The 13,782-nt window shown below is 38.8% G+C and carries 11 protein-coding genes; all 11 read right to left on the bottom strand.

Annotated features, from left to right (window positions below; translation table 11 throughout):
* Window positions 1-112: 112 nt before the first annotated feature.
* Window positions 113-1,162: an NAD(P)/FAD-dependent oxidoreductase gene (locus tag NY607_RS12785; RefSeq protein WP_131520787.1), complete on the bottom strand. Its 1,050-nt coding sequence runs from the start codon at window positions 1,160-1,162 to the stop codon at window positions 113-115.
* A 122-nt stretch (window positions 1,163-1,284) separates the two neighbouring features.
* A complete protein-coding gene (locus NY607_RS12780) occupies window positions 1,285-2,319 on the bottom strand; it encodes a FecCD family ABC transporter permease (RefSeq protein WP_009371943.1) in 1,035 nt (344 codons plus the stop codon).
* The gene (locus tag NY607_RS12775; RefSeq protein WP_259419824.1) at window positions 2,316-3,368 is read right to left on the bottom strand and encodes a FecCD family ABC transporter permease; all 1,053 of its coding nucleotides are present in this window, start codon (window positions 3,366-3,368) and stop codon (window positions 2,316-2,318) included. The genes NY607_RS12780 and NY607_RS12775 overlap by 4 nt, the downstream gene beginning before the upstream one ends.
* A gap of 32 nt (window positions 3,369-3,400) precedes the next feature.
* Window positions 3,401-4,195: an ABC transporter ATP-binding protein gene (locus tag NY607_RS12770; RefSeq protein WP_237899250.1), complete on the bottom strand. Its 795-nt coding sequence runs from the start codon at window positions 4,193-4,195 to the stop codon at window positions 3,401-3,403.
* A 37-nt stretch (window positions 4,196-4,232) separates the two neighbouring features.
* A complete protein-coding gene (locus NY607_RS12765; protein WP_131520785.1) occupies window positions 4,233-5,957 on the bottom strand; it encodes an ABC transporter ATP-binding protein in 1,725 nt (574 codons plus the stop codon).
* Between the two features lie 76 nt (window positions 5,958-6,033).
* Window positions 6,034-7,935, bottom strand: coding sequence for an AraC family transcriptional regulator (locus NY607_RS12760; protein WP_259419823.1), 1,902 nt, complete (start codon window positions 7,933-7,935; stop codon window positions 6,034-6,036).
* A 132-nt stretch (window positions 7,936-8,067) separates the two neighbouring features.
* Window positions 8,068-9,351, bottom strand: a complete 1,284-nt coding sequence (rho, locus tag NY607_RS12755) for a transcription termination factor Rho (RefSeq protein WP_016992739.1) — start codon at window positions 9,349-9,351, stop codon at window positions 8,068-8,070.
* Between the two features lie 223 nt (window positions 9,352-9,574).
* Window positions 9,575-10,531 (bottom strand): class II fructose-bisphosphatase, encoded by a 957-nt coding sequence (glpX, locus tag NY607_RS12750; RefSeq protein WP_004269449.1) that lies wholly within the window; start codon window positions 10,529-10,531, stop codon window positions 9,575-9,577.
* A gap of 94 nt (window positions 10,532-10,625) precedes the next feature.
* Window positions 10,626-11,912 (bottom strand): UDP-N-acetylglucosamine 1-carboxyvinyltransferase, encoded by a 1,287-nt coding sequence (locus tag NY607_RS12745; RefSeq protein ID WP_259419822.1) that lies wholly within the window; start codon window positions 11,910-11,912, stop codon window positions 10,626-10,628.
* 62 nt (window positions 11,913-11,974) lie between these two features.
* Complete coding sequence (fsa, locus tag NY607_RS12740; protein WP_004269447.1) at window positions 11,975-12,625, bottom strand: fructose-6-phosphate aldolase; 651 nt, start codon at window positions 12,623-12,625, stop codon at window positions 11,975-11,977.
* A 149-nt stretch (window positions 12,626-12,774) separates the two neighbouring features.
* Window positions 12,775-13,629 carry a class II fructose-bisphosphate aldolase gene (locus NY607_RS12735; protein ID WP_004269446.1) on the bottom strand — a complete coding sequence of 285 codons (855 nt, stop codon included), beginning with the start codon at window positions 13,627-13,629 and terminating at the stop codon, window positions 12,775-12,777.
* Window positions 13,630-13,782 lie beyond the last annotated feature (153 nt).

Below are 13,782 nucleotides of genomic sequence, written 5' to 3'. Positions count from 1 at the left end.
TGTCGAAGTGGAACGTCAGCTACATATGTACACGTTGCATACTTTTGAAGTATAGCATAGATATTTTATCATTTTCAAGTAAAAAATATTAAAAGTAAACCATCCCTAATACCTAACCGCGAACTTCACGATAATCATTGTCTACTAACCCAATTTTCTCATTTCGCTCTTTAAAGCGAATATTATGTGAAGATACATAGGCTACTTTCGGTGCATCTGGCTCCAAGTATAGTTTTGCACTATTTAATGCTAGTATTCCATCGGTAAATGCACCAGCTATTAATCTAACTTTACTAGGATGATCAATAAAATCACCAGCTCCATAGATACCTGCTACGTTCGTTTCCCGATTCTCATTAACAATCGCTACGCCATTCTGAATGTTTAATCCCCATTCTTCAAGCGCACCGTAATCACATTTTAAACCATGATTTACAATGACAGCATCTACCTTCACTCGTTCCATTTCATCGGTATCTTTATTGACAATAGATACATATTGAATTAAATCTCCGTCCCCATGCAATTGAACGACTTCATAGGGTGTTTTTACATGAACTGAGGATTCTTTCATACGTAAGACATTTTTTTCATGTCCACCAAAATCATCTCGACGATGAACAATCGTGACACTTGCGGCAATTGCCTCTAGCTCGTTTGCCCAATCAACCGCAGAATTACCACCACCTGAAATCAACACATGCTTGTCTCGGAAGATTTCTAATTCCTGAACTGTATAATGTAAATTCGTTACTTCGTAGCGATCCGCTCCTTCAATTTCAAGCTTTTGCATAGAAAGGACGCCATAGCCTACTGCTAAAATAACCGTTTTGGAATAATGTTTTTCTCCTGTAGAGGATGTTAAAATAAATGTTCCATCCTGTTGCTTATCTAATTTTTCCACTTTTTGATTTAAGACAATCGTTGGATCAAAGGTTTCAGCTTGCTCCACAAGTTGTTTAATAAGCTGACCACCTAAAATAGGTGTTACTCCACCTACATCCCATATCATTTTTTCAGGATATATTAGCATACGACCACCTAGCTGTGAGCTATACTCGATAATTTTCGTTTTTAAATCTCGCATTCCACTATAAAAGGCAGTATAAAGCCCTGCTGGACCACCACCAACAATTGTTACATCATATAGTTCCTCTGACATTTCCTCTTCTCCATCCCCTTCTAATCTATTCAAACGTAAATTATTTGACAAGAATTAATCTAATAACCGTCTATTCTTTCCCTCATGGCAATACTATTCACACACAAAGGAAAAAGTGCCATTTACTCTTTTAATCGTGCTAGTAAATACAAGAAATAAGGTGCTCCTAAAACTGCTACCACAATCCCTGCTGGAATTTCTGAAGGTTCTAAAATGGAACGACCGATTGTATCAGCCATTAACACTAAAAAACCTCCTAATAATGCTGCGGTTGGCAATAAAAACTGGTGTTTAGCCCCAACAAGCTGTCGAGCTAAGTGTGGCGCAACAAGGCCAACGAAACCAATTCCACCACTTACTGAAACACTAGCTCCAGCCAATCCAACAGCAGCAGCCAACAACCAGCGTCGCTCTTTTTCTATCGAGGCACCTAGTCCTACTGCTGTTAATTCACCTAAATTCAATATGTTTAATACACGTGATTTTGAATAGACGAATGGCAATAAGATAACTAACCATGGTAATAACGACAGAACAAATCTCCAATTTGAGCCCCAAATGCTACCTGCTAGCCATGTTGCTACAAATTGATAATTCTCTGGCGATAGACGTAGTGTTAGCACAATCATAGCCGAGCTAATCCCTGCTGCCACAGCTACCCCAGTTAAGATTAAACGCATTGGTGTAATCCCCTCATGGCGTCGATAAGAAAGTGAATAAATCAGTACAGCTGTCAAACCTGCTCCTACAAAAGCCAGTATAGGCAGTAAATAAACAGGTGCTGCTTTCGTAGTTGGAAAAAATGACACATAGAGCATAACCGCTAGTCCTGCTCCCGCATTAATCCCTAAGATTCCTGGGTCTGCTAAGGCATTTTTAGAAATGCCCTGTAAAATAGCGCCTGATATAGCTAACCCCATACCTACTAATACAGCAATTACAATTCTTGGAAGTCTGAATTCATATAAGATAAGCTGCTGTTGTGCATCACCTTGACCAAAAAGAGTCCGAAGAACCTCCATTGGTGTCAGTTTAATGACACCTGTATTCATACTTATGACAAAGGTAATAACGATTAACACAATGAGCGTAGCAAGAATGGAAAAATGTTTCCTTTTCGCCTTTAGCTGACTTGGTGTTAAATAGCTGTTACTCATAGTTCTTTCCCTCCTTTTCGCGCTAAATAAAGGAAGAATGGTACTCCAATAAAGGCTATGAGCGCACCGATGGGTGTTTCATAAGGTGGATTAATAACACGTGCTACTAAATCAGCTAACACAACAAGCAATGCTCCATATACCAAGGAACAAGCGATGATCCAGCGATAATCATGACCAACTATGTATCTGGTTAAATGAGGGATAATTAACCCTACAAAACCAACCGCACCGACAACAGAAACTGCTGCACCCGCTAGAATTAAAACAATGATCATTCCCCATACTTTTACCACAGCAGTACGTTGCCCTAGCCCAACTGCAATTTCTTCACCTAAGCTTAGTACGGTGATGGAACGCGATAGGATAAGAGCTCCTATCATCGCAACAAGTATCCATGGAGATAAGATTTGTAGATGGCTCCATTTTGTGCCCGAAACACCACCCGCATACCAAAATGCGAGGTCTTGTCCGATCCGAAAATAAAGAGCAATTCCTTCTCCGAGCGCCCCAAGTAACGCACTAACAGCAGCTCCTGCTAAAACTAGTCGCATAGGTGTTAAGCCACCTTTAGAAAGCGAGCCAATACCATAAACGATGGCCACACCAAGCCCTGCACCTACAAAGGACCATAAAATTAAATACATATAAGGCAACCCAGGGAAAAAGGCAAAACATACGGCTAACATAAAGGCAGCTCCTGAGTTCAAGCCTAATAACCCTGAGTCTGCTAAAGGGTTACGCGTCATCCCCTGCATAATCGCACCCGCTACCGCAAAGCTTGCACCGACTAATGCTGCTCCAAGTACCCGTGGTAAGCGAATATCATGGATAATTTGATGTGTTGTTAATTCTGGTGAAAAATGGGTAACCGCTGTCCAAACAGTACCCAATGAAATATCTGCTGCACCAAAAGAAATTGATAAGCCAATGGCAACTATTAATCCAATTACTCCTACGATTAAAGCCACTACTCCACGGATCGGATGAGATCGCTTCTGTAGCTCTTCTAAATCGTGGAGCTCTCCTACTCCTGTCGACGTAGTCATTTTATTTCCTCCTCATAACTTCCAACTAGCTTTTATTTTTTCATATCGTACAACTGATAAGATAGGCAGATTGGATTTTCACTATAGGGACATACAGCCATTTCTGCATCGATATTAAATACCCTTTGTAAATTTTCTTTTGTCATCACTTCTTTTGGACTGCCATTCACCATTAAATTGCCGTCTCTCATGGCCATCATAAAATGAGAGAAGCGTGATGCATGATTTAAATCATGTAATACCATGATAATTGTTCGTCCTTCTTCCTTATTTAGCTTTTGTAGCAACAATAAAATATCGAGCTGATGTGCTAAATCTAAATAAGTTGTTGGTTCATCCAGTACTAAAATATCCGTGCCTTGCGCCAATGCCATGGCAATCCATACTCTCTGACGCTGCCCACCTGATAATGCTTCGATTGGTCGATCACTAAATTCTCTTAGCCCCGTAACATCAATAGCCCAATGGATATATTCATAGTCTTCCTTTTGCAATGAACCAAACCCTACTTGATGAGGAAAACGACCATAGGATACCAGTTCAAAAACCGTTAATCCTCCTGGTGCTGTTGCTGTTTGAGGTAAAATAGCCATTCTTTTGGCCACTTCTTTTGTTTTTAATTGATGTATAGCTTTGCCATCTAAATAGACAGCTCCATTTTGTGTGCGTAATACACGTGCTACAGCCTTTAATAAAGTAGACTTGCCACAACCATTTGGACCGATAATCGTGGAGATCTCCCCTTTTGGAATCTCCACACTTAAATCATTGACGATGAGCGCTGAAGAATAACCAATCGCAACATGATCTATTTCAAGTACTGACATCTTTAACTTCCTTTCACTTTTGAGAATGCTATTACTTTTAAATTTGTAAACCAAATTGGGCTGTATACAAGCCATAGTAAGCATTTTGGCGTTCCATTAATTGCTCATGTGTGCCTTCTTCAATAATGCCCTTTTTCGATACCACAACAATTCTGTCTGCATCCTTAATCGTTGCTAAACGGTGGGCAATTACTAATGTAGTACGACCGATAGAAAGCTCGTTTAAGGCTTGCTGGATAGCTTGTTCTGTTTCTGTATCCAATGCAGATGTTGCTTCATCTAGTATTAAGATTTTTGGATTTTTCAAGAAAATACGTGCAATTGATAATCTTTGTTTTTGTCCACCTGATAATTTGACACCACGTTCACCAATGCGTGTATCCATGCCCTCTGGTAAAGCATTGATTACATCCGTCAGTTGTGCTCGTTGTGCGGCATACCAAATATCTTCTTCACTGGCATTTAAATCACCATAGGCTATGTTTTCACGAATGGTACCATCGAATAAAAAGACATCTTGCTGGACAATCCCGATATGCGAACGTAAAGATTGCAGTTTAAAGTCTCGTATATCAACACCATCAATCTTAATGGAACCCTCATTCACCTCATAAAAACGGGGCAATAGGCTACAGATCGTAGATTTCCCTGCACCAGAAGGGCCTACTAAGGCAACCGTTTCACCAGGACGTACCTTTAAATTAATTTGATGTAAGGCACGATTATTGGCAGCGTAGCCAAACGATACATTAGAAAAAGTAATTTCACCATCAATTTCATCGATTGTTTTCGCTTCTGAACGGTCCGCAATTTCGGGCTCCGTTTCGAGGAATTCAATATAGCGCCTAAATCCTGCCATGCCCTTTGGATAGCTTTCTATAAACATATTGATTTTGTTAATTGGGCCTAAGAGAATACCTGAAAGTAAAATAAATGCGATAAAATCGCCATTTGTTAAATGCCCATTTAATACAAAATAAGCCCCAACAAATAAAGTAAAGAGTGATAATACCTTCGTGAGTATGCCTGAAATAGCTTCATTCCAAGCCATCACTTTATAGGAAAACAGCTTTGTCATACGGAATCTTTCATTATTTACTTTAAAGCGTTTAATCTCATGATCTTCATTTGTAAAAGCTTGCACAACACGAATACCACTTACATTGTTTTCAACACGTGCATTGAAATCTGCAATATCTCCAAACATTTGACGGAATGCCTTGGACATTAATTTCCCGAAAATAATAGTTAAGAATAAGATAATCGGTACAAGCAAGAAAATAAGAATCGTAAAGGTTGGATCAATATAGTACATAACACCAAATGATCCAATAATCGTCATCGCTGCAATAAAGATATCCTCTGGACCATGGTGAGCAAGTTCACCAATATCCATCAAATCATTTGTTAAACGAGAAACAAGATGCCCTGTTTTGTTGTTATCAAAATATCTAAAGGATAGCTTTTGTACATGGCTGAAGGATTCTTTTCTCATATCCGTCTCAATATTAATGCCCAGCATATGTCCCCAATATGAAACGATAAAATGAAGAATGGAGTTAAAAATGTATAATCCAAACAGCAATAAACTCGCCATAATAATCCATTTCAATTCCCCATCTGGCAGAATATCATCAATTACTTTATTTAAAACAATCGGAAACGCAAGCTCTATTAGTGCCACTAATATGGCACAGCTAAAATCTAAAATAAATAAGCCTTTATAGGGCTTATAATATGAAAAAAATCGCCGTAATAACATGGTGTAGCCTCCTATCGTGAACTCGTTTTACGTATCTATAAATGAGCTATCTACAATAGCTCTCCTGTTATCTCAGTTATTGTTGATGAGCCTTTGTAAATTCAACTATTTTGTCAGCTAGTTCTTCAGCTTGGTGTAAGCCAGAGAGCGGATCAGAAGCAAAATAATATTCAGATGGAAGCACTAATACTTGATTACTTTTAACGACATCTAAGTTTGTCCATGTTGCTGGCAACTGGCCATCTTTGTTAAAGAAATTAATCATGAAGTTATAGTCACCTACATAGTTACCTACTACCTCATAGGAAATCTCATAGCGTCCATTACTTGCTTCCTTTGTATCAAAAATCTCCTGCACCTTTTCTTGAGGTTTCATGCCCAAAATTTGATAGAGCGCTCTACCGCCCGATACACTTGATTGCCCTACAATCGTTGCATTTTTTTCAAACATTTCATAAATAGTAAATGTGGCTCCCTCTGGAATCACACCCATGATTTTTTCTTTAGCTTTTGCGATCCGATCTTCAAATTCTTTTGTAAAAGCCTTAGCCTCTTCTTGTCTTCCTAAGTAATTCCCCATTGCCTTAATCTCCTCAATCGCTGATTGATGTGCATCTTCAGCGAATACAATTGTCGGGGCAATTTTTTCATATTTCGCTACATCCTCAATATTCCAAGTAATAATCAAGTCTGGCTTTAACTCTAAAACTTTTTCTAATGACACCTTACCATCTGTACCAATATTCGTAATTTCACCATCCTTATAGTGTTGCTTTAAGAAAGCAGCATAATCAAGGTTAGCCGTTACGCCTCCAACTGGTACAACATCTAACGCTAAAATTTGCCCCAGATACCAATCAGTTACGACTCTCTCTGCCTGCATTGGAATTTCTACTTCGCGTCCACTATCATCTGTTACGGTTCTAGTCTCTGCCTTCTCGGGCGAAGTTGGTTCATCAACCTTAGATTGGCTTGTCTCTTCATTACACGCTGCCAGTAAAACGAACAGGCTTAATAAAAAAGGTAGCTTTATATGGTGAATCCTCTTCTTCATCATGATTTCATTTTCTCCATTCTCAAATCGTTTTGCTTGCGCGAGCTGATTATTATTGTATTGAAAATGATTCTCATTTGTAATGGCAATTTCGGACATATTAGATGCATATTTCAGCCTAAAGCTACTTGGAGCCAGTTTTGTTGCTTTTTTAAAAGCACGACTAAAATAATATTCATCTTCAAATCCAAGAGATATGGCAATTTCTTTTATGCCATATTGATTGGTTAATAAATACTGCTTAGCCTGCTCTATTCTCAATTGTTGTAAATATATTTGTGGACCTATTTCATAGCGAGCTTTAAAGATGCGTAATAAATGTCGTGTACTAATCTGAAGCATATCTGCTAATGTCTGGATAGATAATGGTTGATGAATGTGTTGCTTTATAAATAATCGTGCGGCTTCTGCCTTATCCATTTCATGTGGTTTCCCTTGTCCTTCTGCTAATTCTCGAAAGACATGATAGATAAGCTCATAGAAGGATGCCCTTACAGATAAATGCTCTTGTATAGAGCCAGATTGCCATTTGCCAAACATATCTTGAAGGATGTTGTGAATGACTATCGGATTTGCGGGTACACAAGAGAAATGTGTTTGGAATGGTTGATAGTGCATGTGCAAATGCTGCATAAAGGCGTCTTTGTATATGACATCTCCCTTATAGCTAATAAGAAAATAGCTTACACTCTGCTGTGCCCTAATGTGAAGACATTGAGATTTACCTATATGAAAAATACTGAAGCGCTGCACATGATAAGATTGATCGTCAATGACAATCTGTGCACCGCCTGCTGTGACAATAAGTAACGAGCTATATGTTAAAACCTTTGACACATGAATGTCTGATTTATTTATGTAATCGATTTGCTTCAACTGGATAAATGCATTTTGCCAAAGAAGCATATAGGCATCATAATTCATCTTCGTCTCCTTCAGAATATATTTACTTACCATTATATTGATAATGATTATCAATTTCAATACACATTTATAAAATAAACATATACAAAAAAAAATCACCACTGACAATTTGTTTGTCAATGGTGATGCCATTTATAAAAGCCCCTTACCCTTTGTTGCTTTTTTCATATCTTCGTTTAGCTTTTCAAAAAATTCTTCATTTGATTTTGTTGTACGTATTTTTTTCAGGAAGCGCTCTGCAAAATCCGGTGCATCAGAAAACGTTTTACGAATTGCCCATAGCTTTTCAAGTTGTTCTGGCTCCAAAAGAAGCTCTTCTTTACGTGTACCCGAACGTCGAATGTCAAGCGCAGGGAATATACGGCGTTCTGCTAACTGACGATCAAGATGAAGCTCTAGATTCCCTGTTCCCTTAAATTCTTCATAGATAACTTCATCCATACGAGAACCTGTATCTACTAAAGCCGTCGCTAAAATTGTTAAACTACCGCCTTCTTCAATATTACGAGCCGAACCAAAGAAACGTTTCGGTCTATGGAATGCAGCAGGATCAATACCACCTGATAGTGTACGTCCACTTGGTGGAATTACTAAGTTATAAGCACGAGCTAAACGTGTAATAGAGTCCATTAAAATAATTACATCACGCTTATGTTCAACTAAACGTCGTGCGCGTTCTAATACTATTTCAGCCACTTTTACGTGGTTTTCAGGTACTTCATCAAATGTGGAGCTGACAACATCTGCATTGACAGAACGTTCAATATCTGTCACTTCCTCAGGTCGTTCATCAATCAGTAGGACAATTAACTCCGCTTGCGGATGATTGGTTGTAATAGCGTTCGCAATCTCTTTTAATAAAGACGTTTTCCCTGCCTTTGGCGGAGCTACAATTAATCCACGTTGTCCAAAGCCTACTGGTGCCACTAAATCCATTATACGTGTAGATAAATTGCGTTGTGTTGTTTCTAGTTTAATTTGTCTATTTGGATATAAAGGTGTTAGTGCTGGGAAATGAACTCGTTCTTTCGCTACTTCAGGATCTTCGCCATTGACAGCATCTACTTGTAATAGGCCATAATAGCGCTCATTTTCCTTCGGTGGACGCACCTTTCCTGACACCTTGTCCCCGTTACGCAAATCAAAGCGACGGATTTGGGATGCAGAAATATAAATATCTTCTTTACTTGGTGAGTAGTTGATTGGTCGAAGGAAGCCGAAGCCCTCTTGCGAAACAATTTCTAGTACGCCTTCCATAAAGAAATAGCCCTCTTGCTCTGAACGCGTTTTCAAAATAGCAAATATCAATTCTTTTTTCGTTAGCTTGCTATAATAAGAAATTTTATATTGGCGTGCAAGGGCGTAAAGCTCTTTTAACGTCATGTTTTCTAATTGAGCGATTGTCAATGCAGACATATGCACAACTCCAGTCTTTTTCAAAATATAATTCAATTTAAAGGGGTTATCATTGAAGTTTACGCTTGGCTCTGCTAACGCTTATATGGTTGCCTTTAATAATATCTATTGAAATACTTCCACCATATAACTAAACATTGCCTTAAAAATATGGGATGGTTATTTAAAGAAGAAGGTACCTAGCACAATAGATGTACTAGGTATCTTTTAGAAGAAAATAACATTAATATCTAGGTTTTTTCTCAAGAGCGTGACGGCCTTCAACAAAGCGAACCGTACCAGATTTAGCACGCATAACTACTGAATGAGTTAAGGCATAAGCACCTTTATATTGAACACCCTTTAAAAGCTCACAATCTGTTACAGCTGTCGCTGCAAAAATAGCATCGTCACCTTTTACTAGGTCATCTAAATAAAGAACTTTTTCAACATCCACACCCATTTTTGTGCAGCGTTCTAATTGCTCTTCATCTTCTGGTACTAGTTTTGCTTGGAAGTCACCACCAAGGCATTTTAAAGCTACTGCTGCAATAACACCCTCAGGTGCACCGCCTGTTCCAAACATAATATCAATGCCTGTTTCATCAAAGGCCGTATTGATTGCTGCACCAACATCGCCATCTTGGATAAACTTAATACGTGCACCAGCCTCACGAATTTCATCAACAATCGCTTGGTGACGTGGTCGATCTAAAAGAGTAGCTACAACATCAGAAATATCTTTATTTTTAGCTTTTGCTACTTGTAATAAGTTATAAGTGACGGAAGCATTGATATCCACTTTGCCCGCCGCTTCCGGTCCTACAGCAATTTTCTCCATGTACATATCTGGTGCATTTAACAGATTCCCTTTATCTGCAATAGCAAGAACTGTCATAGCACCATTTGTACCTTTGGCTACAATATTTGTACCTTCTAAAGGATCCACTGCAATATCTACTTTAGGACCACCATTTCGTAAACCAAGTTCTTCACCAATATAAAGCATTGGTGCTTCATCCATTTCGCCTTCACCAATTACTACTGTAGCATGCATTGGAATTGTATCGAACATTTTGCGCATCGCTGTTGTTGCTGCATCATCTGCCTCAATTTTCAAACCGCGCCCCATCCATTTCCCGGATGCGATTGCTGCTGCTTCTGTTACTCGTACTACTTCCATCGATAAACTACGTTCCATTGTTGCTTTGCCTCCCGTTATCGGCACCTTTTCGTGCCAAAACATTCAAATTACCTCTATTGTAACATAATTGGTTGAAAACTTTTAGCTCTCATTATTCCTTTGTCTCAGCTACACGTGCCACAATTGTTTCACGTCGAATATCAGCGCCTAAATCATGTAATTTCTCAATAAGTGAGCTATAGCCACGTTCGATATGATAGATATCCTGAATCTCAGTTTCTCCTTCTGCTAAGAGTCCAGCTAACACTAAAGCTGCTCCAGCACGAAGATCTGTAGCTGTTACAGTAGAGCCATGTAATCTACTCGGCCCTTTAATAATTGCTGTGTTTCCTTCTACACGAGCATCTGCATTCATACGACGAAGCTCATCAATATGCTTGAAACGAGCTGTGTAAATAGTATCTGTTACTTTTGAGGAACCGAATGCTTGTGACATTAACACAGCAAGTGGTTGTTGAATATCCGTTGGGAATCCAGGGTATACCAATGTTTTGACATCCACTGCCTGTAATGTTGAGAGGTCTGTTTTTGGTACATAAATACTTTCTTCACCAATCTCAATTTTCACACCCATTTCACGAAGCTTGGCAATAACTGCTTCTAAATGCAGTGGAATAACGTTATCAATTGTTATACCATCACCGACTGCTGCAGCCATAATCAAAAATGTGGAAGCCTCAATGCGATCAGGTATAATCGTATGTTCAGTACCATGTAGCTCTTCTACTCCTTCGATACGAATAACACTTGTACCTGCACCTTTAATATTGGCACCCATATTTGTTAGAAGTGTCGCCACATCAATAATCTCAGGTTCTTTTGCAGCATTTTCAATGACAGTACGTCCCTTAGCAAGGACAGCAGCAAGCATGATATTAATAGTAGCCCCAACACTTGCCACATCTAAATAAATTTTTGCCCCAATCAACTCATCTGCACGTAAATAAATGGCTCCATGTTCATTAGTAATTTTGGCTCCTAAAGCCTCAAAGCCCTTTATATGTTGATCAATAGGTCGAGGTCCTAAAAAACAGCCTCCAGGTAAACCAATAACTGCTTTTTTGAAACGTCCAAGCATAGCACCCATTAAATAATAGGAAGCGCGTAACTTTTTAACGTTGCCGTTTGGTAAGGGCAATGCAATCATCTCTGTTGGATCGATTGTCATTTTCCCATTCTCAAATGAAACTTCCCCACCAATTTCCTCTAGTAGAGCCTTTAACGTCCAAGCATCTGAAATTTCGGGTATCCCTCCAATAGTCACTGGAGAGTTCGCCAAAATTGATGCAGGAATTAAGGCGACTGCACTATTTTTTGCACCACTAACTTTAATTGTACCTTGTAGACGATTTTCGCCAGTAATTTTATAAACATCCATTTTGCGTTCTCCCTCATGATTGGAAAGTAGTATTTTTGCAATTTGCACACTTTATAATCTTATTATTCGCCTTTTCTCTTATTCCAATCCGCTAAAAATCCTTCAATTCCTTTTTCAGTTAATGGATGGTGGAAAAGCTGCTTTAATACTTTAAACGGAGTAGTTGAGATATGTGCACCTGCTAAAGCTGCTGCTGTAACGTGTTGCGGGTGACGGACAGAGGCAGCAATAATTTGAGTATCGATATTATGGATTGTAAAAATATCTGCAATTGTTTCAATTAACTCAACACCATTTTGACCAATGTCATCTAAACGGCCGATAAATGGTGATACGTATGTAGCACCTGCACGCGCAGCCATTAATGCTTGGTTAGCACTAAAAATTAATGTCACGTTTGTTTTAATACCTTTGTTTGCAAAGAAACGACATGCCTCTAATCCAGCTGGTGTCATAGGAAGCTTTACGGTGATGTTTGGTGCAATCGCAGCTAATTCCAAACCTTCTTTAATCATACCTTCTGCATCAAGTGCAATAACTTCCCCACTTACAGAGCCATCAACAAGCTCAGCGATTTCGCGAAGACGATCATGGAAAGAAACATTCTCTTCTTTAGCCACTAACGATGGGTTTGTTGTCACTCCTGATAAAATACCCCATGCATGTGCCTCTTTAATCTCTTCAAAGTTTGCTGTATCAATGAAAAATTTCATATTATTTCCTCCTGATCATTTTTCTTATATTATTAAATATTTTCCAAAATTTCTTTATGTCAAAAACAAGAGAAGGTCGATTGAAAGCATCAACACTTCTCTTATTATGTGTATTTATCTATGCTTTTGTAACATATTAAATGCAAAAATTATGCTTTTTGTGCACTTCCAAATTCACGAATTTTACCAATAACCGTAGCTTTGATGGCTTCACGTGCTGGACCAAGGAATTTACGTGGGTCGTAAACAACTTTATCGTTGTCCAGAATTTCACGAATTACTTTTGTTGCTTCAATTTGATTTTCAGTATTGACGTTGATTTTAGCCGTACCTAATGAAATAGAACGTTGGATATCTTTTGTTGGGATACCAGTACCACCATGTAAAACAAGTGGAAGGTCTGCCAATTTAGAGATTTCCTCCATTTCTTTAAAGCCTAAGTTTGGCTCTCCTTTGTAAGGACCGTGTACAGAGCCAAGTGCTGGCGCTAAGCAGTCAATGTCAGTTAGTTCAACCATTTTGCGACACTCTTCTGGATCAGCGTAAATAATACCACCGATTACGCCATCTTCATCTCCACCAACAGTTCCTAATTCTGCTTCCACAGAAACGCCTTTAGCATGTGCGTATTCTACTACTTCTGAAGTAATTTTCACATTTTCCTCAAATGGGTGATGTGATGCATCAATCATCACGGAAGTAAAGCCTGCATCAATTGCTTCTTTACATTTTGCAAAGCTAGAACCATGGTCAAGGTGAATTGCTACAGGAACTGTCGTACCGTAAGATTCCATTAAACCTTTTACCATATGAACAACAGAAATAAATCCGCCCATATATTTACCTGCACCTTCAGAAACACCAAGAATCACTGGAGACTTTTCTTCTTCAGCTGCTTGTAAAATTGCTTGAGTCCATTCAAGGTTATTAATGTTGAATTGACCAACAGCATAACCTTCTGCTTTTGCTTTAATTAACATCTCTTTCATAGATACTAATGCCATACTAAAAATCCTCCTCATAGGACTATTCTTTCTACATAAACATGCTCCTCAATCATAGCAAAAATAATAGCCCCTGAAAAGCAGGGGCTATTATTTTCTACCCGAAAGCGGAGTGGAACGTAGCGGCAGGGGCGAGAAGTGAAGTATAACGCA

Source organism: Lysinibacillus sp. A4, assembly GCF_024919535.1.
Lineage (GTDB): Bacteria > Bacillota > Bacilli > Bacillales_A > Planococcaceae > Lysinibacillus > Lysinibacillus capsici.
This window is presented reverse-complemented; position numbering and strand designations above follow the sequence as displayed.

Bases quoted from the DNA above. Each gene is read 5' to 3' on its own strand.
- NY607_RS12785 (WP_131520787.1), bottom strand. From the start codon at position 1,162: ATGTCAGAGGAACTATATGATGTAACAATTGTTGGTGGTGGTCCAGCA.
- NY607_RS12780 (WP_009371943.1), bottom strand. From the start codon at position 2,319: ATGAGTAACAGCTATTTAACACCAAGTCAGCTAAAGGCGAAAAGGAAA.
- NY607_RS12775 (WP_259419824.1), bottom strand. From the start codon at position 3,368: ATGACTACGTCGACAGGAGTAGGAGAGCTCCACGATTTAGAAGAGCTA.
- NY607_RS12770 (WP_237899250.1), bottom strand. From the start codon at position 4,195: ATGTCAGTACTTGAAATAGATCATGTTGCGATTGGTTATTCTTCAGCG.
- NY607_RS12765 (WP_131520785.1), bottom strand. From the start codon at position 5,957: ATGTTATTACGGCGATTTTTTTCATATTATAAGCCCTATAAAGGCTTA.
- NY607_RS12760 (WP_259419823.1), bottom strand. From the start codon at position 7,935: ATGAATTATGATGCCTATATGCTTCTTTGGCAAAATGCATTTATCCAG.
- rho (WP_016992739.1), bottom strand. From the start codon at position 9,351: ATGTCTGCATTGACAATCGCTCAATTAGAAAACATGACGTTAAAAGAG.
- glpX (WP_004269449.1), bottom strand. From the start codon at position 10,531: ATGGAACGTAGTTTATCGATGGAAGTAGTACGAGTAACAGAAGCAGCA.
- NY607_RS12745 (WP_259419822.1), bottom strand. From the start codon at position 11,912: ATGGATGTTTATAAAATTACTGGCGAAAATCGTCTACAAGGTACAATT.
- fsa (WP_004269447.1), bottom strand. From the start codon at position 12,625: ATGAAATTTTTCATTGATACAGCAAACTTTGAAGAGATTAAAGAGGCA.
- NY607_RS12735 (WP_004269446.1), bottom strand. From the start codon at position 13,629: ATGGCATTAGTATCTATGAAAGAGATGTTAATTAAAGCAAAAGCAGAA.